Raw genomic sequence first — 20,122 nt, forward strand, 5'->3', positions numbered from 1 at the left:
AGAAATTGGCTTAAATATTGATGAAATTCTCATCTGTGAGTTACGCGAATCTACGGGGAATGGTAGGGTTGGTGGAAAAATATGCTAAAAATACCATTATTGAGAATAAATTGTGATGTAATTCAATTTTTTCTGGATTTTTTTATGCTTTTAAGGAATAATCCGCCTCCCTTAGTCGTCCCTAATGGCTTATCGCGGTTGTGTACTGTGCTGTGTTCCCGTCTGAATGGAATCAGTATCTGGATGGATCAGTATCGAATTGGAAGAGCATATGGGACTGTTTTTTTGTTTAATTAAGTAGGATCCCAATGCAAGATTCTGTTATTCAATTCAGTGATTTATCTCTGAATGATTCTATCCTTTCTGCTCTAGACGGAATGGGTTTCGTGTCACCAACTCCAATTCAGGCTGCGGCAATCCCACACCTATTGGAAGGTGCTGACGCGCTGGGTAAAGCTCAAACAGGTACAGGTAAAACAGCAGCGTTCTCTCTGCCTCTTCTCAACAAACTCGATCTAAACCAACGCAAACCGCAAGCGATTGTACTTGCTCCGACTCGTGAGCTGGCAATTCAGGTTGCAGCGGAAATGAAAAACCTTGGTAAAAACATCAAAGGTTTGAAAGTTCTAGAGATTTACGGTGGCGCATCTATTGTCGACCAAATGCGTGCTCTTAAAAGTGGCGCTCATGTAGTTGTCGGTACTCCAGGCCGTGTTCAAGATCTTATCAATCGCGAACGTCTACACCTAGACGAAGTTAGTACTTTCGTTCTTGATGAAGCAGACGAAATGCTAAACATGGGTTTCGTAGATGACGTAACTGCGATCATGGAGCACGCTCCAGAGTCAGCACAACGCGTTCTGTTTTCTGCAACTATGCCTCCAATGCTGAAGAAGATCGTTGAACGTTTCCTTCGTGACCCTGTAACGGTTGACGTTGCTGGTAAAAACCACACTGTAGACAAAGTTCAACAACAGTTCTGGGTAGTGAAAGGTGTAGAGAAAGATGAAGCAATGTCTCGTCTTCTTGAAACTGAAGAAACTGACGCGTCAATCGTATTCGTACGTACTCGTCAAGATACTGAGCGTCTGGCTGACTGGCTATCTGCACGTGGCTTCAAAGCAGCTGCACTGCACGGTGACATTCCTCAGTCTCTACGTGAGCGTACTGTTGATCACATCAAACAAGGTGTTATTGACATCCTAGTTGCAACTGATGTTGTAGCTCGTGGTCTTGACGTTCCACGTATTACGCACGTATTCAACTACGACATCCCATTTGATGTTGAGTCATACATCCACCGTATCGGTCGTACTGGCCGTGCTGGACGTAAGGGTAAAGCGATCCTTCTAGTTCGCACTAACCAAATTCGTATGCTTCGCACTATCGAGCGTGTAACTAAGTCATCTATGGAAGAAATCCAACTTCCTCTACGTGACCAAGTTGCTGAAGCTCGTCTAGCTAAGCTAGGCGCTGAGCTTGAAGCAGAGAAAGAGCACAAAGCACTAGACAAATTTGCTGAGTTGGTAGAGAAACTACAAACTTCTCTAGACATCGACCCAGCAACACTTGCTGCTATGCTTCTTAAGCGTCAGCAAGGCAAACGTCCTCTGTTCTACATTGGCGAAGACCCAATGGTTGAAGCAATTGAGCGTGACAAGCAACGTCGTAAAGAGCGCCGTGAAGGTGGTCGCGACGGCGGTCGTAACTTCAACAACCAAGACTGGGATACTTACCAGCTTCAAGTTGGTCGTGAGCAAGGCGTTCAAGTTAAAGACATCGTTGGCGCTCTAGCAAACGAACTAGGTCTAGGTAAAGGTTCTATCGGTGCGATCAAGCTAGCTCAAGGTCACACATTCGTACAGCTACCTAAAGCAATGACTTCAGACGCGGCGAACAAGCTAAGCAAACTACGTATCCGTCAACAAGATGTTGGTGCTGTAGTATGTGATTTCGATGATTTCCGCGAGTCTCGTGGTGGTCGCCGTGACGGTGGTCGTCGCGATGGTGGTCGTCGTGATGGCGGTGGTTACCGTGGCAACCGCGAAGGCGGCAATCGTGGTGGTGATCGTCGTGAAGGCGGTCGTCGCGAAGGTGGTTTCCGTGGTAACCGTGACGGCAACCGCGATGGTAATCGTGAAGGTGGCGAACGTCGTTTCGATCGCAACCGTGGTGGTGATCACCGTGGTGCACATCGTGGTGAACGTGGTCACGGTCGTGGCCGTCGTACAGACGCATAATCACGAGTGATTAAAGCGACGGTTTAAGTTGCTACAAAAAGAATTGAAAGCCGAGCAAAGCGCTCGGCTTTTTTATGCGCGTCTAATACGGTTTTGCTTTTCATCGTGTTTGTTTACCCAACTTATTACTTCGTCTAAGGGCAGGGCAGAACAAGTAACCCTGAATGATGTCACAGCCTCGACTTCTCAAAAAATGCAGTGTGTCCATGTCTTGAACGCCTTCTGCTACGACCGAATACCCTAATCCATGTGCTAGCGCAATCGTGTTCTCAACGATAGAGCGGGAGCCTTCAGTGCGGCTTGCTGTGAAAAGAAATTAACCAGCTTACCTTGAAACGTATTATCAATCTTTCGACGTTTTTGAGGTTATCTCATAATTTGAATCAGTCATTGGCCTTCAGGTTGTGTCATGTCTTCGATAGACTCAAAGTAGTATTTACGATAAGGGAGCCCAGTAAGAGCGTCATGGACGGCATTGCGCTTCTCTCTTTCAGCAACAGTATGAAGCTTTAATATCGAATCGTTGCTCCACTTAATCACCAGCACGACAAAGATACTGCCGCCAAAAAGTATAAGAGAAACCCCCGTTTCTAAGAGAGAAGTAATAGGTTTTTGCATGATAGCGTGCAAAAAAACGGCATAAGCAAAAATGAAACAGCTGATTAACAATAATAGGAAAGTCCACCCGGTTACGTCAGTTTTCGAGCAGATGTTTTTTGTCATCTGCCATCCCCAGCAGAGCAAAATCAAACCTAAGATCACTAATAGAAATGCAATAGTGGGCACATTATTACCCCGATTTATTGATTGGTTTGTTATTTTTGTTCACCCAATAAACAACGTAGCTTATATATCTGACTTTGTACAAATTGACCTATTCATAAATTATGTTTAACAAGTGATATTTTTTAGTCTTCAAATAAAATCAAAACTTGCTACAGATCAACAAAATTTGTTCAATCAAATCGCTTTTACTAAAAGATTGTTGAAAGATTAAAAAATTATTGAATAATAGAGGGGCAAACAAGAAGTACGCAGCGCACAAGCGCTATTACAACCTCTGCTCTACAACAGGATAACTATTTCATGTCTAATTCGTTTGTACTGGTGATCAACTCTGGTAGCTCTTCATTAAAATTTGCTGTTATTGATTCTGAAACCGGTGAAGCTTTGGTATCAGGTATTGGTGAGTGTTTTGGCCTACCTGAAGCTGAAATCAGTTGGAAATATCAGGGAGAAAAAACCGTTGAAGCAATTCCAGCTGGCGGTAACCATCATCAGTACGCTGTTGAGCGAGTGGTAAAACTACTCGAAACTCTAGGTTTGAGCTCAAAATTTGTCGCTGTAGGCCATCGCATTGTCGCAGGCGGTGAAACCTTTAAAGGAACTGTGAAAGTTGGTGAAACAGTTATTCAAGAAGTAGAGCGCCTTGCTGAACTTGCACCACTTCATAACAAAGCGAACGCTGAAGGCATGAGAGCGGCAATGGCGGCGTTCCCTTCACTGCCTCAATTTGCTGTATTTGACACTGCTTTCCACCAAACAATGCCAGCCAAAGCCTTTATGTACGCACTTCCTTACGAGCTTTACGAAGAGCATAAAGTGCGTCGTTACGGTGCTCACGGTACAAGCCACTACTACGTAAGCCGTGAAGCAGCGAAAATGCTAGATAAGCCGGTTGAAGAAAGCAGCTTTATCACTGTGCACTTAGGTAACGGTGCATCAGTGAGTGCGGTTAAAAATGGCGAATGTGTTGATACAAGTATGGGTTTGACGCCGTTAGCTGGCCTAATGATGGGCACTCGCTGTGGTGACCTCGACCCAAGTGTTATCGAGTTCCTTTTCCGTAAAGGCTGGGAAAAAGACGAAGTGTTCGAGATGATGAACAAGAAGTCAGGTTTCTTAGGTGTATCTGGTGTGACAAGTGATGCTCGTGGCGTACTAGAAGCAATGGAAGCGGGGAATTCACGTGCGAAGTTGGCATTTGAGATCTTCACTTACCGCGTTGCGAAATACATTACATCCTACCTCGCGGCTCTGGATTCATTAGACGGCATCATCTTCACTGGTGGTATTGGTGAAAACTCACTACCAATTCGTCGTGAAATCTTGAAAAACCTAAAACTGTTAGGTTTTGTTGAAGATGAGAAAGGTAACGAAGATGCAAGATTTGGTAACGCAGGTGTTATTGCAGCATCTGAGTTGTTAGGTGCCAAAGCTCTTGTTATTCCTACTAACGAGGAATTTGTGATAGCTAAACAATCGGTTGAGCTATTGTAATATATAACGAAAACAGAAAGTTAAAAGCGAGCCTCGTGCTCGCTTTTTTATTTAAAGCAATTTGGTAATTACTCTTTGAGTTTCAGAGCTTCGCGCTTTTCGATTAAAAAATCCATCAAGACGCGGATTTTTTTCGGCATATGCTCTCGTGAAGGCATATATAAATAAAACCCTGGAAACTCTTTGCACCAAGGTGTCAGAACTCGGGTCAATCTTCCCTCATCTATGTGCTTTTCCACCCATAAATCAATATGCTTCACTAAACCCACACCCTGTATTGCAGCTTGTAACATACTATAGTCATCATTAAAAATAGCATTACCTTTAGGCTCGAAAACGAGGGTGCGCTTTGCAACATCTGGAGAGGTTAGCGACCAATGATCAATTGTTCCGCTAGAGGTAAAACGATAAGCAAGGCAATTGTGATCTTCTAAATCCTCAGGAGTTTGAGGTAGTCCATTTTGCCTAAAGTATTCAGGAGAGCTCACTATTGCCGTTGTTAACGGCGGAGTAATAGGGATCGCAACCATATGTTCATCTAAGCTTAATCCTAAGCGAATGCCAGCGTCAACGCCTTCTGCGACGATGTTAGAAAACCCATCATCCATGATTAGCTCTAGGCGTATTTTAGGATAACGAGAGAGGAACTCACCTAGATAGGGCTCAATAAGCAGCCGAGCAGCGGTTCTTGATACACTGATACGGATTAATCCCGAAGGCTCAAGATGAGAGTCGTTCAATTCGTTAACGACCTGCTCAATGTTCACCAATGAAGGTTGCAAAATATCAAGCAGACGTTGGCCTTCTTCCGTCAGCGACATACTTCTGGTGGTTCGATTAATTAACCGAACTTGTAGCTGTTGTTCTAACGCTTTTAGGTGTTGTGATAAGGCAGCACGGGTTACCCCCATTTCTAAGGCTGCTTTAGTGAAACTGCGATGGCGAGCAATATGTGCAAACCACGTCAGTGATGAAATTAAAGAAGGTTCTATTCTCATTTGTTAAGTATAACTAAACAGTCATGTAGATAAAACGATATTTATCCGAAACAGTGTGTTGACTAATATTACATCGAAGCTTAGGTCAGCCTGAGATGAACAGTTAACCTCTAATGGAGAATGTCGCTATGTCTAAAGTCACTTTCAAAAATCTCAATGGTCAAGGTATTGAGATTTCAGCGGTTATCAACTTCCCTACAGATTTTGATGCAAGTAAACAATATGCGGCGGTTGTTGTTTCACACCCAGGTGGTGGCGTAAAAGAGCAAACCGCAGGCCTATATGCGAGTAAACTTGCAAAAAGCGGCATAATTGCCATTGCGTTTGACCGTTCGTATCAAGGTGAAAGTACAGGTGAGCCTCGCCAAATGGAAAACCCTTACACGAGTACTGAAGACGTGAGCGCAGTCGTCGACTATCTGACAACGTTAGAGTACGTCGATAACGATAAAATTGGCGCAATGGGGATTTGTGCTGGTGCGGGCTATAGTGCAAATGCAGCGATCAATGATCGTCGAATCAAAGCACTGGGTATGGTTAGTGCCGTAAACATTGGCCAAATGTTCCGTAATGGTTGGGATAATTCGGTTAACGATGCTGACGCTGTTGGTTACTTAGAATTTGGTTCGAATGCTCGCACAACCGACACGAATGGTACAGAATTCGCGACTATTCCTCTAGCTCCGATGCGTGAAGAAGATGCCTCAAATGCAGAACTACGCGAAGCTTGGGAGTATTACCACACACCACGTTGTGAACATCCAAATGCGCCGGGTTTTGCTCTAACTCGTAACTTAAATCAGATCATTACTTACGATTCGTACCACAAAGCGGAAGCATTCCTAACTCAGCCAATTCTTGCTGTCGTTGGTAGTGACGCAGGCAGCAAATGGATGAGTGATGACCTGATAGAACGTGCTGCGAGTTCAGATAAAACCTTGTATGCCATTGATGGTGCAAACCATATGTCGCTTTATGATGTTGCCGAATACGTCGATGACGCAGTATCCCAACTCGCATCTTTCTTCCAACGCACTCTTTAATATTCCCGATGAAAGGCTCAATTGCTTCGAGCCTTTCTGCTCTCAAGGCTTTTTACTCTTAAGGTATTGATTATGAATATGCAAAAAATCACTTTTAGAAATGCTGATATGTCTTGGGATATGTCTGCATTAATTTTATTCCCAGAAGGCTTCAATGAATCGAAACGCTACCCAACAATGATAAGTGTTCATCCTTTTGGTAGTTGTAAAGAACAAACATCCAGCGCTGTCTATGGTAAAGCCCTTGCTGAGTTAGGTTACGTCGTGATCGCATTTGACGCGAGCTTCCAAGGAGAATCGGGAGGATTGCCTCGCTACGTAGAAGACCCAAGTCAACGTGTTGAAGATATCAGTCGCGTTATCGACTATGCAGTAACTTTACCATATGTCGATGAGAATAGAATTGGTGGACTCGGTATCTGCGGCGGTGGTGGTTACATGATCAATTCAGCCCTAACCGAAAAGCGCTTGAAAGCTGTCGTAGGTATTACGCCTGTTAACTTAGGCCGCTTGTTCCGTGAAGGCTTTAGTATGTACGACCCTATCGCCAATCTTGAAGCTATGGCTGCACAGAGAACAGCCGAAGCTCGCGGCTCAGAGCTGAAAATCGATGAACTTCTTCCTCCAAATATTGAATTTGCAAAAGAAAATGGATTAACAGAACGAGACGTGTTCGAAGCTACTGAATACTACAAAACATCACGTGGACAAACCGAAGGTGGTGCAACTCGTATGCTGTTTTCACATGCACAGAAAACACTGAGCTGGGATGCCTTTGCATTTGCCGAAACGTTATTGACTCAGCCTGTTATGGCCGTGGTAGGGCAAAAAGTCGGGGCGTTTGGTGCTTATCGTGATGGGCAGGAAATTTATGGCCGCTCTGTTCAATCAAAAGACCGACAGCTGGTTAATTTGGAAAATTGGTCTCACTATGAACTGTATGACCATCCAGAAGCAGTCGGCATTGCAATGGACAAGGTTTCTGCATTCCTTGAAACACACTTAAAATAATCTAATAAGTTAGAAGCGTTTTGTAGAGTTGCAAAGCGCTTATTTTTAACAGCGTAAGATGTAGTTCGAAGCGAGTAGGTCGGTAAATCTTCGTGCGAATAACCTCATCTACAGGCTATTGACTAAATACCACTGCCAAATACTGTTTAAGACAATGTAGACTGAGACCTAATTAAAGGCGTTAGATAGGAAGGCAGTTTAATTCATGCGCAAATCAGATAAGAAGGTCGAGAATCTAATTAGAGAAGTGTTGACCGAAGTTTGTGAAGATACGCTAAAAGGCTACGATGGCTTTCTTTGGGTGACTCATACCGTCAAATTCTCTTCTTTTCCACAAAGTTTAGAAATAGTCTGTGTATTCGAAACGAAGCAAGATCGAGCTAACTTTTTTGAAGGAGAGGGCCGCCAGCATGTTTCCACAACTATTCAAAAGGCATTTAATAAGGTAGGAGTGCAACTAAAGAACGTCAGTAAGCAAATCAGTTACGATACAAAACAAAAGCATTAGCCGCGCAGCAATGGTCCGTAATAAAATGGTGCTTGGCTACCTTGCTATAAAAATGCAAAGGGCACTGGATGGGCAATGAAGCTTCGGCTCACTTAGATATACATCGGTGTAACTATGAGTTATGGAGTTATGGATTGTGAATACGGTTGGTTTTCTAATGTTGCCTTAAGAGGCAATGATTAGTCGTTTACAATGAGTAAAGTACGAACTTCTGCATGGTGGATATCCGCAGAAAATTATTGAAAAGAAAGGCTCTAGCTGGAGCGGTCTATCATTTTCTTTGGGTTACCTCGACTATGAATAGCTTAATTGCTGTGTTTCGCAAAATATATGGAGAATCTCCTGCGCGTTATTTTTCTAGATGCCGTGCAGAATAATGTGTTGACCGACTGAGGGAAAAATGAAAACCAAAATAATAATGTCGTTTCTACTCGCTACATTGTGTGTCAGTGCCAGCGCCAGTACGAATGAGCCGAAATACCATTCTGCGCTAACAATCAAAACGGGATTCAGTGAAGACAGAGATAAGCCAGTAGAAGTCTATTATTGGTATCCCACAACGAACGAAAAAAACAATTTCACGTTTGGTAGGGGGAACATTTTTAAATCAGTCGAAACGCAGTTAGATGCCCCTTTAGCAAGTGGAAAATTTCCCGTTGTGCTTTTGTCGCAGGGCGGAACACGGTCAGCGTTTTCCCACAGTGGTTGGATAGCCTCGAGCCTGGCGCAACAAGGTTATGTCGTTGTGGTACCAAAGCCTCCTGCACCGAACGAAATCAATGCAGAAATGGCTGTCGATGAAATCACATTCAGAACCAGTGATTTGGTGCTTGGGCTGAACGAATTAAGTTCGGTCGGGATACTGTCCGGAGGCGTAGATACTGATGCAGTGCAGGGGGTCGGCTTTTTTCTGGGCGGCACATCTATGCTGATGCTCTCCGGAGCGCAAATAAGCCCGGAGAAATATCGAACATCGTGTCACAACGCCACCAATGTAGACTGTCATTGGTTACGTGAAAATAACGTTGATATTACCAGCATCCCGGATCAAAAATTTCCCCGATTTCAGTCTGAAAACAAACTGAAATCGGTCGTCGTTATCAACCCTGAGCTAACGAAAACTTTTGTCCCTGAAACTCTGGCCTTGATGAACAATGCTATCACCGTGGTGGCGCTCTCTGATCGGCTATATCCCGCACTGACACCAGCCGAATCACTTGTTGCTCTTCCCAATGTAACATTTCAAGAGATCCCCAGTGCGAGTCAGTTTAGTGCGTTCGCAGAATGTACTGAGCGTGGCATTAAAATTCTCGCATCAGAAGGGGAGGAAGCACTTTGCCAGGAGCGTGACGAGGTTTCCAGAAAGGACAATCATCAGCACATTTTGGATGTAATTCTGGCCAGGTTAACAAAGTCATAAGAGTGCAACAATGAGGAGCTTTCTTACACATTGTGTGCTTGGACCAGCAAAGCGAGAAGTAAGTTTTTGCAGGCTTATCCTTTCACCATAGTGCAAGGCCTACTAGTGACCGTGTTATTTGCTCTAACTAAGTACTTGTACCAACATTTTGAAACTTAGAAGAACACACAAAATACCAACGATTTTCTTAAGAACTTTATTTGGGAAATACTCTGCACAACGCACGCCGAGGCTAGTAGTTAAGTAGCTACTAATGGAGAAGCTGAGCATTGCAGGAAGGTATATGTATCCTAAGACTAAGTTGTTCCAATCTGTATTTTCCCATCCGTTTAACATGTAACCGAGGCTTCCTGACAGCGCGATAGGGAAACCTATCGCAGCAGAGGTTCCAATAGCACGTTTTACTTCAAAATTTTGCTGGACAAGATAGGGGATGATCAACCCCGCACCGCTTATAGAGACAAGTGCTGATACAGAGCCAATGACCGAGCCTACAGTGATATTACCGATAGCCCCATGTGGGTTAGGGTTGTACTCATTTTCAGTGTTGAGAAACATCTTATAAGCAACATACAACATGAATACGCTGAAAAAGCCTGCCAGATAGACTCCTTGTAGATACGATGCTACGAATGTGGCGCAAAATGTTCCGACTAGAACTCCGCTCAACATTTTTACTACCATTGTCGAGTCTACATTCTCTTTTTTGTAGTGAGCGCGCATGCTGCCCAATGTTGTAACAATCATCGAAGCCATTGATGTCCCCAACGCAAGATGCACTACTTCCGTATCAGCTATTCCCTGTAGTGAAAATAGAAACGCAAAAATAGGGACGGCCATTCCACCACCACCCACACCAACGAGTCCTGCGAGAAAGCCAATGCCCAAGCCTGCCGTAATGTAATAGATAATAAAGATAGGTTCGTTCATGATGGTTCTGCCTTCGATAAAATGGTCGTTGCTAAAATGTTACTCGAACGCTAACTTGCTATGGTAACGTTAAGAGGACAGAAAATAATGAATAATGACCAAAATGGAATTGAGTAAATAAAGTGACAAACTCTGATTACAGCGAATGGAAAAATGGCGCCGCACTGATCGTTAAGGAGTGGCAGCATGAAAGGAGCGACTTCAACCATTTGGATCAACGGCCACATAATTGGCACAGTCATCATCGAGGCCAGTTACTGTGTATAGATGAAGGGCTAATTCAGGTCAAAACCGATGAAGGAACGTGGATACTACCACCTCACCGAGCAGGTTGGATCCCCCCGGGTGCGATGCACAGTGTTTATTTTTGTGGTTCTCTGAAAGGTCGTTCATTACTGTTTACTCCAGAGAGTTGTGAGCGGTTTCCAATGAGACCTTGTGTTATCCAAATGAGCGATGTGTTGAAAGCCCTATCGGTTAGAGCATCGATATGGAGCAAAACAGACGATCTATCCATACAGTCTTTACGTATTCTTGCCGTAATATCCGATGAAATCGTCAATAGCCCTCATGAGTCACTCCACATCCCGCTGCCCAGAGATCCGAGACTGCAAAAAGTTACTCAAGCAATTTTAATAGACCCAAACAGCAAACATTCTGTGGAGCATTGGGCCAATATTGGGGCAGTCTCATCTCGGACGTTAAGACGATTGATTCGAAGTGAGTTAAACATGAGTTTTAATGAATGGCGGCAACAAGTACTGCTAATACATTCATTAGAAATGATAGCTCGAGGGGAATCTGTAGGAGCGGTTGCACATGCTTTGGGTTATTCGACGCCCAGCAACTTTATCGCGATGTTTCGTCGGGTCTATGGCGATTCACCTACGCGTTACTTTTCTAATCGCGGAATATAATTTCCGTGCTCGCATGCTCATGATGTTCCCCTAATTATTTTTAATCAAAAAAGGTAAATATTGAAAAGATTAATTGTTATGTTATAACATTGCTTTGTTTGGGGCTCTACAATTTGTTGTTTAAAGAATTGATCTCACAACCAGTAGTCTCCTATTGAGAGAGAGTAAACGTTGATTTCTTCACAAGCGTTGTCTGACTTGACTCTACATGGGGTGGGACTGTGTCAATATGTCCGTGAACTAGAGCGAAATCGTAACGATTACTAGGTCTCATAGCCCTAGAAAATCAACGTTATTAAAACCTTTACCTGACCTTTTTAACGCTTGGGAGGAAGATATATGAGCATTGATGTAGTTGAGAACCCGCTTCGTGTCCAAACAACATCATCGTTGGCGATATCGACATCAGCGAACATACTTAGCGACATCTACAAACCAGAGCACAATATTGCCATATGGCAGCGAACGCTCTCGAAAGAGTTGACGAAGGACATTAATCTGATGCTGGCACAGGAGCCTAGATTGGCACTGGTACAAAGTGTCACGCCAGATGATGCTGCACAATGGGTACGAAGCAAGTTAAAGGGCTATGCGTGTGCTGATGCGCTGAGTGAAGATGTTGCTTTAATCGTCGATATGTTCTGCTGTTTGTTTGAGGTTAAAGAAGCAGGTTTGAGGCTAACTCGCCTAGACAGCCCGATGTGCCCGAAATTTCACTTTGATCGTGTGCCTTGCAGACTTGTCATAACTTATACCGGCCGAGCGACCGAATGGTTAACCAACGATACCATTGATCGCACTAAACTCGGTGCCGGTAGTCTTGGTCAACCTGATCACCTATCGGGCTTATACGACTCTGAAAGTGCCATACGACGAATGCAGCCTGGCGATGTTGCCCTGCTCAAAGGAAGTGGTTGGGAAGGCAATGAAGCCACTGGACTTATACATCGCTCTCCACATGTTGCAGACAATGAACGTCGCTTACTACTCACATTGGATTTCATCTAGAGATATGAGAAAGCTCAAAACGGTAGATGACGTCATGAAGCAGGTAGAGAAAATCTGCCTGCTGCGAGGTAAACAACTCACTACTAAACGGAAATTGATACTGACTTCACTGCTATATGCGGAGAAGCCGCTTTCTGCCTACGAACTAGTTGACTACTGCAATCACAACTTTTCTCAAAACATTCAAGCGATGTCGGTTTATCGAATACTCGATTTCCTTGAAGCAGAGCACTTTGTCCATAAGCTCAATACATCTAGTAAATACGTCGTTTGTTCTCAAATCGCGTGCGATCAGGAGCATGGCGTTCCACAGTTTTTGATTTGCTCTCAGTGTGGAAAGGTTAGTGAAATAGCGGTTGAAGCCAATGTTATTTCTAGCGTATGTGCGAAAGCCATACAAGAAGGCTTCACCGTTCTTAGCCCACAATTTGAGATTTCCTGTGTTTGCGATGAATGCGCAAACCGCCCCCTATGAGGCAGACACACGATCTCCCCTTATAGCTTCACAAGGTGACCGAGTATTGGCCACCTTTTCAAATTATCTAAAAGAATGAATTATGTCAGCAACATTGATTAAAAACGCTCGGGTGGTCAACGAAAGAGCCATTACCGAAACAGATTTACGTATTGTTGATCAAAGAATTGACAAGATTGCTACTAATATATCCGTACAACACGGAGATATTGTAATTGATGCTAAAGGGGCTTACTTACTGCCAGGCATGATTGACGATCAAGTGCATTTCCGAGAACCTGGGCTGACACATAAAGGCACAATTGCAAGTGAGTCGCGGGCAGCGGTGGCCGGCGGTATTACAAGCTACATGGAAATGCCCAATGTTAGTCCGGCTACAACGACTATTGACTCGTTAGAGCGCAAGTTCGCTCTCGCTAAAGAAAGCTCGTTTGCGAATTATTCTTTCTACCTCGGTGCAACCGAAGACAATCTTGAACAGATTAAACAACTTAACCCCAAACAACATTGTGGTGTGAAAGTATTTATGGGGGCATCAACAGGAAATTTGTTAGTCGAAGATCCGCAAGCGTTAGAGTCAATTTTTCGTGACTCTCCAGTACTCATTGTTACTCATTGTGAAAGTGGGACTGTTATTAAACAAAACCAGCAAAAGCAAAGGCTTAAGAAGCTAGGTTTCACTATCGAAGACCATCCCATTTTGCGTGACGAAGAGGCCTGTTACGCTTCATCTTCTTATGCGGTAGAACTTGCCAAAAAGTATCACAGCCAACTGCATGTGCTGCACATCACAACGGCGAAGGAGCTAGCACTTTTTGACGAGAGAGACATTCGAGACAAATCAATCACCGCGGAGGCTTGTGTTCACCATCTTTGGTTCAGCAACAAAGATTATGGCGCTCTTGGTAACTTGATCAAATGTAATCCTTCAATCAAGTTTCCTAGTGACCGCGATGCGTTGTTAAAAGCGTTAAATACGGGGCAAATAGATATCATTGCAACAGACCACGCTCCTCACACTTGGCAAGAAAAACAAGTGCCTTACGAGCAGGCTCCAGCCGGACTGCCGTTAGTTCAGCATGCGTTACTTACTCTCTTCGAGCATGTCCGTTTAGGTCATATGAGTTTGACTCAAGTAGTCGAAAAAACTGCGCACAACCCGGCCATTCGCTATGGCATTCAAGGCCGAGGTTTTATCCGTGAAGGTTACTACGCCGATTTGGTGTTGGTTGATGCTCATACCCCAACACGAGTTAGCAACGAAAACAGTTTATATCATTGTGGTTGGTCGCCTTTTGCTGGACATGAATTTTCAGCTCAAATTCAAAAGACTTGGGTCAATGGCGCGCTAGTTTATGACAATAACAAAGTCATCGATAAACCAGCTGGAGCGATGCGTTTATCCTTCAATCGTTAAGTCGCTGACCGTAAAAAAAGAGCCATAAACAAACTGGAAGCATTATGTTAAGAAGAAACCCAACGGGCCATATGCCACAGGTGTCCTCAACAGCCTTTATCGATCCAACCGCTATTATCTGTGGCAAAGTCATTATTGAGGATAACGTTTTTATTGGACCCTATGCTGTTATTCGAGCTGACGAAGTTAATAACCATGGAGACATGGAAGCTATCGTCATCAAACGTGACACCAATATCCAAGATGGTGTCGTAATTCACTCTAAGGCAGGGGCTGCGGTGACCATTGGTGAGCGCTCATCCATTGCTCATCGTTCGATTATTCATGGTCCTTGCCAGGTTTGTGATGATGTTTTCATTGGCTTCAACTCCGTCGTGTTCAATAGCGTCATCGGTGAGAGGTGTGTTATTCGTCATAACTGTGTCGTCGATGGCCTCGATTTACCCGCTTATTTCCATGTACCACCGATGACCAATATTGGTGTCGGTTTTGATTTAGAGAGTATCTCTAAAGTGCCGCCAGAATATTCAGCTTTTTCCGAATCCGTCGTTTCTGCCAACCATGAACTAGTCCAAGGCTACCGGAGAATTGCCAATGAACTTTAATAAGCCACTGATTTCGCGAGTGCCGACTAACATCATCACTGGCTTTCTCGGGGTGGGGAAAACATCGGCAATAATGCACTTATTGACCCATAAACCGAGTCATGAACGTTGGGCTGTATTGGTCAATGAATTTGGCGAAGTTGGTATTGATGGCAGCTTGTTACAAGGCCAAAAAAAACAACAAGACCAAGTGTTTATTCGAGAGGTCCCCGGGGGATGTATGTGCTGTGCAGCAGGTCTTCCGATGCAAATCGCCTTAAATCAATTATTGTCTGAAGCAAGGCCAGATCGATTGTTGATTGAACCTACAGGCCTTGGTCATCCTAAAGAAGTACTGCAAGTGCTATCGACCGAGTATTATCGTCAAATTCTCGCTTTGCAAAAAAACATTACTTTAGTCGATGCACGTAAACTATCGGATCCTAAGTACACTGAGCATGAAACGTTTAACCAGCAAATCACTATCGCAGATACAGTGGTAGGTAATAAGCGCGATCTCTATCAAGATGAAGATGAGCAAAAGCTGACGGCTTATATAGCAAAGCTCGGTCTGCGGGAAACAAAAGTGATTTTCGCTGAACATGGCGCTATCCCTTTTCATGAATGTGAGGGAGCGACTCGTATTGACGTGCAAAAAACGCCCTCTGTTCTTTATCGTGAAAGAGAGAAAAAGTCACTTGTTCCTGAGTTGCCTATGCCTGAGAGCGGCATTCTAAAAGCAACCAATCAGGGGGAAGGTTTCTACAGTATCGGTTGGCGTATATCCGCTGAAAACGTGTTCGATCATCAAAAGCTGAGATTATTGCTGCTCGACCTCAAGGTCGAACGAATGAAAGCGGTTTTTATCACGGGAAGCGGTATTTTTGGTTACAATCTAACATCAGATGGACTCACAGAGTTTGAACTAGACGAGTGTTCAGAAAGCCGCCTAGAACTGATCTCTTCCGGTCTAGATGACCAATTTGAAGATAGATTATTTCGATGTTTGGAGAAGGCATCATGATAGAAAAGAGAAAACTCTCCTTTTAACCATAATGTCTTACCTCCTTAAAATTCTAGTGGGGTTTCTTTTAAAGCTGCGCTTAGGGCACTTATGCTGCCGTATTAGGGTGGGGTTAGTACCCGTATTTTCTGCCTATGCGGTTCAGGCACAGTTTTATTCATGGGGTGAGGTATCCACGTTACACGTGGCCTAATTACTTGCTTTAAGTTACACGGAAGAAACACGTCTTTTTTTAGCGAGGGCCATTGCTATATTTGCGGTACTGTAGGCGCTCTCATTGATAAAGTGCGGGTAAATTTCCCCTTTGCCATTCCAATGGATATCATAACCAGCGAAAGTCGCTAATAAAGGTGCTCCTGGTTTGACCGCCTCAAAATCTCTGCCACAAATAGTAGGGTGTACTAGTGCTTGCCGCATACCCTCTTGATCAAGTGGAACCCTGATTTCTTCGGTGTAAAAAAACGCCTCATAATCGCTCAGTAAGCCTATTTGGTTGAGGTTGTGCTTTTCAACATAGTCCAATACTGCGGTAAGCATCTGTTTCATCAACTCCAACGTACTGTACTCTAGCGCACCATGTGCTTGCGCCCCGACCTCAATCATTATTCCATATTGCCCAGCAGTACAAAGGTAAGGTTGCTCTTGCCATTCTTTTCGCTCTTCGAAAAGGACATGTGCTGATGGCATTCGTTGTTTGACGTACGCGCCCAGTTTCCGATAAAACACATCGTTAGAAAGCAGAATCAACGTCGCTCCCATATTGCTTGTTGTATTGTGCAGGTCAACAATCAACAGTTTTTCTTGGTTTGCATATTTCTCGATAAATTGATGTGCAATCTTGCTTTCATGCAAATCAGGACAATGATTGCTATTCATTGCTGAGAACTCGCGATTTAAGTCTGTATCGATGTATCGGACGTTGTGTTTTACTGCTTCGGAGTTTGCGATGATCGAGCAGGCTGAAAAGGTTGATCTATTGACAGAGTAACGTTTTTCTTTGATTAGTTTATGTAAATAAATACCAGAAAGTTCGTTTCCGTGTGTTCCTGCAACGATAAGTGCTGAATTGAATGTGTTCATTATTGATCCTTCTCAAAGAGAATGGGTTGAATGACTGGTCTTCTCTTAGCCAATCCAGTGAACTGAATAAACGTTTACTAAACTGAGTAAAAACAATCCTAGATATGTTATAACATAACAATCGTTATTATTGTTACTTAGTTTCTCATGAGTCAGTTTAAATTTATTGCTTTAATCGTTGCTGTGTTTTGTTTTTCGGTCGCTTTGCTTCTACCTACAGAGGATGAGCCAAATCAAGATAGTCACAGCGTTCAACTGAATCAAAGCAGTGATTCGTCACCACCTCCATCATCAAAGATAGTGGTTCCCTCAGATGTCAGTTTGACTCCGTTGCCTAAACCTAAACAAATACACTACATAGTTAAAGTGGGAGATACGCTCAGTGGTATCTTCGCTCAATTGGGTCTCCCTTACGGTATTTTGCAGCAAATTCTCTCAGTTGATCTTGATCACCTCCAGCTAGATATGATTAAGCCCGGAGAAGAGCTTGAATTAGTGATGGATGACATGGGGCAATTGAGTCGACTAATTTATCATATGAGCCTTGTAGAGAAGGCTCTCTACACTAGAGAAAACGATGGCTCCTTCTCTTACGAATTTCAGGAAATTTCAGGGGAATGGCGTGAAACCTTATTTTCGGGAGAAATCAAAGGGAGTTTTTCAGTCTCGGCACATCGAGTAGGATTGGCATCAGGCCACGTCGCAAATATTACGCAGGTGATGAAAGATAAGATTGATTTTGCGCGATCTCTTAGAGCCGGTGACCGTTTCGATATATTAGTGAAACAGCAATATTTAGGTGAACACAAAACTGGCAATAGTGAGATTAAGGCTATTTCTTTTAACTTAGCGAAGGGCGAAGTCGCTGCATTTCTAGCCGAGGATGGACGGTTCTATGATAGAGCTGGTAACAGTTTGGAGCGAGCGTTTAACCGTTATCCTGTCGATAGGGCATACCGCCGAATCACCTCTGGGTTTAACCCTAAGCGTAAACACCCAGTGACGGGAAGAGTCACCCCGCATAACGGAACGGATTTCGCGACACCAATCGGTGCGCCAGTTTATTCTACTGGGGATGGAAAAGTAATTGCGGTCCGCAAGCACCCTTATGCCGGTAATTATTTAGTGATTGAACATAACAGTGTGTACAAAACTCGTTACCTACACTTGAATAAAATCTTGGTTAAAAAAGGTCAAGTTATAAAGCGTGGGCAAAAAATAGCCCTCTCTGGGAATACTGGTCGTTCAACCGGACCACATTTACATTTTGAAGTTTTAGTTCGTAATCGTCCGGTTGATGCAATGAAAGCCGACTTACCTATCGCGAAGTCGCTTCCTAACATCCAGAAACCTTCATTTTTGGCGCGAGTATCAGAGTTTGATTATCTAGTAGAAACGAAAAACTGAGTCCCGACAATTTGTTAGGGCTCAGTTATGCTATTTTGTGTTATGAGGTTGGAGCAATAGGTGAGTCTCAATATGTGTTCCTAGAAGAATAATGACTGCGATTTTTTCTTTTACGTGCGTCCACATCCGCAACATCGGACGCTTTGCAACAATCTCCGCCTTTGATCGGCCTACGTGAAAACATCACACCAATTGCGAGCATCGCAATACAACTTAGGAAAATAAGAACGGTAAGAACTAAAGTCATAACACCACCTCCTATAAATCGCTGTATTGTCATCTTTCTCCAATTTTATAAACAAAGCAATGGTCGTTTTGTAACCACTTATTATTTTTATCAATAGTCAGACCTTTGCTGGTGATGAAACGTGCTGAGAAACGAAGGCGAGTTCTGAAAAATCAGTCTCTGTGGTCTTTACCGATTCTTAAGCTTTGGGTCTAAGACAGCAATTGGATTCCTTCTATAACTCATCAAATTGTTATGTTATAACATGTGTTTATTCAGAGTTTGTAGGTCAAAGGTATGCCATCAATTCCAGTCACTATTTTGCATGGGTTTCTCGGGTCAGGGAAAACCACTTTTTTACGCAACATTCTTCAACAAGCCGATTCTTCTGGTATTGATCTTTCCGTTATTGTGAATGACATGAGTGAGTTAGACGTTGATGGCGTGCTTATCTTAAATACCGATGCGGTGAGTGAAGAGCAGGGCAACTTTGTCACGATCAGTGGAGACAGCATCAGCAGCCCGAGTGGTGTAAGGCAGCTCGATAAAGCCCTTAAAAAGCTCTGCGCAGAAAAATGGCCAGAATGGATTGTGATTGAAACGTCGGGCAGTAGTCATCCTTTGCCTTTGGTTGAGTATTTTAAAAACAACGCACCATTCGCTCTCAAAGACGTGATTACGTTGGTGGATGCGACTTGGTTGCGAGATGACTATCGACAAGGCTCTGCCTTAATTCCGAAGTGGCAAGAGAACGTAAAGCAGGGTGTTCGCGGCGTTGAAAACTTGTTGGTAGAGCAAATTATGTTCTCAAACCGTGTCATGCTCACCAAGACGGACAAAGTGGATGACAATACCGTTCGCAACATCGCGCAGGGGATTCATCCGCTTAATGTTTACACCGAGATAATCAAAACGTCATGGGGAAACTTGGATATCCGCATGTTGAAAGGTGAGCAAGACTACAATTTCTTCCTTGTTGAGCAGTTAATCGCAGAACTTCGTGAGACGGTGAATGAGCCGTTGAATCTCTCTGATAAAGACGAACAAAGCCTTGTCGCCAAAGTGATCAAAGATGATCGACCTTTTCATCCTGCGCGTTTGTGGAGTACCTGCCACCAGTATTTAACTAAAGGTGTGTTCCGCAGTAAGGGGTTCTTTTGGTTTCCAACTCGAGACGATGTTTCACTGCTTTGGAGCCAAGCAAGCGGCAATGTGGGGCTTGAAATTACAGGCTTTTGGCGCGCTTCGGTAATCAATGACGAATCGCAAAACTTCACTGAGGAACATCGTCAAATCCTGCAAGATAAGATAGACAGTGTTGAAAGCCGCTTTGGTGATCGTCGTTGTCGCTTAACGGTGATTGGGCAAGAAAACGAAGTCGATGTGTTTATTGATGCGCTGGAAAACTGCTTTTTAACGGATGCGGAATTGGAGCAATGGCAACAGGGGGCAACATTTGAAGATCCTTGGCCAAAGAAAATAGCTAAGTTGAGCCAGAAGAAGACAGTTTGAATGTACTGGTGAGGATTCCCTTGGTGCATGTTTGAATCTCGG

17 protein-coding genes and 1 pseudogene are annotated in these 20,122 nt (G+C 43.7%); 14 read left to right on the forward strand and 4 right to left on the reverse strand.

The annotated features are described in order from the left end of the window. Nucleotides 1–308 precede the first annotated feature (308 nt). Nucleotides 309–2,240, forward strand: a complete 1,932-nt coding sequence (locus R7Z10_RS06280) for a DEAD/DEAH box helicase (protein WP_005375680.1) — start codon at nucleotides 309–311, stop codon at nucleotides 2,238–2,240. A gap of 72 nt (nucleotides 2,241–2,312) precedes the next feature. Here R7Z10_RS06280 and R7Z10_RS06285 read toward each other — a convergent pair. After that, nucleotides 2,313–2,963, reverse strand: a pseudogene (locus R7Z10_RS06285) (EAL domain-containing protein). A 363-nt stretch (nucleotides 2,964–3,326) separates the two neighbouring features. Between R7Z10_RS06285 and R7Z10_RS06290 the strand changes: the two are divergent. Then, entirely contained in the window at nucleotides 3,327–4,520 is a 1,194-nt protein-coding gene (locus R7Z10_RS06290) for an acetate/propionate family kinase (protein WP_318104357.1), read from the forward strand. 68 nt (nucleotides 4,521–4,588) lie between these two features. Here the strand turns inward: R7Z10_RS06290 and R7Z10_RS06295 are convergent, their stop codons facing one another. Beyond that, nucleotides 4,589–5,518: a LysR family transcriptional regulator gene (locus R7Z10_RS06295; RefSeq protein WP_062730945.1), complete on the reverse strand. Its 930-nt coding sequence runs from the start codon at nucleotides 5,516–5,518 to the stop codon at nucleotides 4,589–4,591. A gap of 128 nt (nucleotides 5,519–5,646) precedes the next feature. On the opposite strand from R7Z10_RS06295, the gene R7Z10_RS06300 reads away from it, so the two are divergent. The 4 genes from R7Z10_RS06300 (at nucleotide 5,647) to R7Z10_RS06315 (ending at nucleotide 9,500) form a co-directional block, all read left to right on the forward strand. Further along, a complete protein-coding gene (locus tag R7Z10_RS06300; RefSeq protein WP_054574368.1) occupies nucleotides 5,647–6,561 on the forward strand; it encodes an alpha/beta hydrolase in 915 nt (304 codons plus the stop codon). A gap of 72 nt (nucleotides 6,562–6,633) precedes the next feature. Then, complete coding sequence (locus tag R7Z10_RS06305) at nucleotides 6,634–7,572, forward strand: alpha/beta hydrolase (protein WP_017635745.1); 939 nt, start codon at nucleotides 6,634–6,636, stop codon at nucleotides 7,570–7,572. A gap of 205 nt (nucleotides 7,573–7,777) precedes the next feature. Next, complete coding sequence (locus tag R7Z10_RS06310) at nucleotides 7,778–8,080, forward strand: hypothetical protein (RefSeq protein ID WP_005375707.1); 303 nt, start codon at nucleotides 7,778–7,780, stop codon at nucleotides 8,078–8,080. Between the two features lie 400 nt (nucleotides 8,081–8,480). Next, the gene (locus tag R7Z10_RS06315; protein WP_062730946.1) at nucleotides 8,481–9,500 is read left to right on the forward strand and encodes a hypothetical protein; all 1,020 of its coding nucleotides are present in this window, start codon (nucleotides 8,481–8,483) and stop codon (nucleotides 9,498–9,500) included. Nucleotides 9,501–9,623: 123 nt separating this feature from the next. Here R7Z10_RS06315 and R7Z10_RS06320 read toward each other — a convergent pair whose 3' ends face one another. Then, nucleotides 9,624–10,430 carry a sulfite exporter TauE/SafE family protein gene (locus tag R7Z10_RS06320; RefSeq protein ID WP_062730947.1) on the reverse strand — a complete coding sequence of 269 codons (807 nt, stop codon included), beginning with the start codon at nucleotides 10,428–10,430 and terminating at the stop codon, nucleotides 9,624–9,626. A 122-nt stretch (nucleotides 10,431–10,552) separates the two neighbouring features. On the opposite strand from R7Z10_RS06320, the gene R7Z10_RS06325 reads away from it, so the two are divergent. The 6 genes from R7Z10_RS06325 (at nucleotide 10,553) to R7Z10_RS06350 (ending at nucleotide 15,855) form a co-directional block, all read left to right on the forward strand. Further along, nucleotides 10,553–11,347, forward strand: coding sequence for a helix-turn-helix transcriptional regulator (locus R7Z10_RS06325; RefSeq protein WP_005375710.1), 795 nt, complete (start codon nucleotides 10,553–10,555; stop codon nucleotides 11,345–11,347). A gap of 339 nt (nucleotides 11,348–11,686) precedes the next feature. After that, nucleotides 11,687–12,355, forward strand: a complete 669-nt coding sequence (locus R7Z10_RS06330; protein ID WP_005375711.1) for a DUF1826 domain-containing protein — start codon at nucleotides 11,687–11,689, stop codon at nucleotides 12,353–12,355. 4 nt (nucleotides 12,356–12,359) lie between these two features. After that, nucleotides 12,360–12,830 (forward strand): Fur family transcriptional regulator, encoded by a 471-nt coding sequence (locus R7Z10_RS06335; protein WP_017821073.1) that lies wholly within the window; start codon nucleotides 12,360–12,362, stop codon nucleotides 12,828–12,830. 82 nt (nucleotides 12,831–12,912) lie between these two features. Then, on the forward strand, nucleotides 12,913–14,247 hold the full coding sequence (locus R7Z10_RS06340) for a dihydroorotase (RefSeq protein WP_269333956.1): 1,335 nt from the start codon (nucleotides 12,913–12,915) through the stop codon (nucleotides 14,245–14,247). 44 nt (nucleotides 14,248–14,291) lie between these two features. Further along, nucleotides 14,292–14,852: a carbonate dehydratase gene (locus tag R7Z10_RS06345; protein ID WP_017821071.1), complete on the forward strand. Its 561-nt coding sequence runs from the start codon at nucleotides 14,292–14,294 to the stop codon at nucleotides 14,850–14,852. Then, a complete protein-coding gene (locus R7Z10_RS06350; RefSeq protein WP_021707804.1) occupies nucleotides 14,842–15,855 on the forward strand; it encodes a GTP-binding protein in 1,014 nt (337 codons plus the stop codon). Before R7Z10_RS06345 ends, R7Z10_RS06350 begins: the two co-directional genes overlap by 11 nt. Nucleotides 15,856–16,062: 207 nt before the next feature. Here the strand turns inward: R7Z10_RS06350 and R7Z10_RS06355 are convergent, their stop codons facing one another. Further along, the gene (locus R7Z10_RS06355; protein ID WP_042521104.1) at nucleotides 16,063–16,935 is read right to left on the reverse strand and encodes an aspartoacylase; all 873 of its coding nucleotides are present in this window, start codon (nucleotides 16,933–16,935) and stop codon (nucleotides 16,063–16,065) included. 147 nt (nucleotides 16,936–17,082) lie between these two features. Between R7Z10_RS06355 and R7Z10_RS06360 the strand changes: the two genes are divergently transcribed. Further along, nucleotides 17,083–18,342 (forward strand): peptidoglycan DD-metalloendopeptidase family protein, encoded by a 1,260-nt coding sequence (locus tag R7Z10_RS06360; protein ID WP_182038364.1) that lies wholly within the window; start codon nucleotides 17,083–17,085, stop codon nucleotides 18,340–18,342. A 523-nt stretch (nucleotides 18,343–18,865) separates the two neighbouring features. After that, nucleotides 18,866–20,080, forward strand: coding sequence for a GTP-binding protein (locus R7Z10_RS06365; RefSeq protein ID WP_176311604.1), 1,215 nt, complete (start codon nucleotides 18,866–18,868; stop codon nucleotides 20,078–20,080). Nucleotides 20,081–20,122: the final 42 nt, after the last annotated feature.

Origin of the sequence: Vibrio sp. Vb1018, assembly GCF_033338775.1 — a bacterium.
In the GTDB taxonomy this organism is placed as follows: domain Bacteria; phylum Pseudomonadota; class Gammaproteobacteria; order Enterobacterales; family Vibrionaceae; genus Vibrio; species Vibrio alginolyticus.

Bases quoted from the DNA above. Each gene is read 5' to 3' on its own strand.
- R7Z10_RS06280 (WP_005375680.1), top strand. From the start codon at position 309: ATGCAAGATTCTGTTATTCAATTCAGTGATTTATCTCTGAATGATTCT.
- R7Z10_RS06290 (WP_318104357.1), top strand. From the start codon at position 3,327: ATGTCTAATTCGTTTGTACTGGTGATCAACTCTGGTAGCTCTTCATTA.
- R7Z10_RS06295 (WP_062730945.1), bottom strand. From the start codon at position 5,518: ATGAGAATAGAACCTTCTTTAATTTCATCACTGACGTGGTTTGCACAT.
- R7Z10_RS06300 (WP_054574368.1), top strand. From the start codon at position 5,647: ATGTCTAAAGTCACTTTCAAAAATCTCAATGGTCAAGGTATTGAGATT.
- R7Z10_RS06305 (WP_017635745.1), top strand. From the start codon at position 6,634: ATGAATATGCAAAAAATCACTTTTAGAAATGCTGATATGTCTTGGGAT.
- R7Z10_RS06310 (WP_005375707.1), top strand. From the start codon at position 7,778: ATGCGCAAATCAGATAAGAAGGTCGAGAATCTAATTAGAGAAGTGTTG.
- R7Z10_RS06315 (WP_062730946.1), top strand. From the start codon at position 8,481: ATGAAAACCAAAATAATAATGTCGTTTCTACTCGCTACATTGTGTGTC.
- R7Z10_RS06320 (WP_062730947.1), bottom strand. From the start codon at position 10,430: ATGAACGAACCTATCTTTATTATCTATTACATTACGGCAGGCTTGGGC.
- R7Z10_RS06330 (WP_005375711.1), top strand. From the start codon at position 11,687: ATGAGCATTGATGTAGTTGAGAACCCGCTTCGTGTCCAAACAACATCA.
- R7Z10_RS06335 (WP_017821073.1), top strand. From the start codon at position 12,360: ATGAGAAAGCTCAAAACGGTAGATGACGTCATGAAGCAGGTAGAGAAA.
- R7Z10_RS06340 (WP_269333956.1), top strand. From the start codon at position 12,913: ATGTCAGCAACATTGATTAAAAACGCTCGGGTGGTCAACGAAAGAGCC.
- R7Z10_RS06345 (WP_017821071.1), top strand. From the start codon at position 14,292: ATGTTAAGAAGAAACCCAACGGGCCATATGCCACAGGTGTCCTCAACA.
- R7Z10_RS06350 (WP_021707804.1), top strand. From the start codon at position 14,842: ATGAACTTTAATAAGCCACTGATTTCGCGAGTGCCGACTAACATCATC.
- R7Z10_RS06355 (WP_042521104.1), bottom strand. From the start codon at position 16,935: ATGAACACATTCAATTCAGCACTTATCGTTGCAGGAACACACGGAAAC.
- R7Z10_RS06360 (WP_182038364.1), top strand. From the start codon at position 17,083: ATGAGTCAGTTTAAATTTATTGCTTTAATCGTTGCTGTGTTTTGTTTT.
- R7Z10_RS06365 (WP_176311604.1), top strand. From the start codon at position 18,866: ATGCCATCAATTCCAGTCACTATTTTGCATGGGTTTCTCGGGTCAGGG.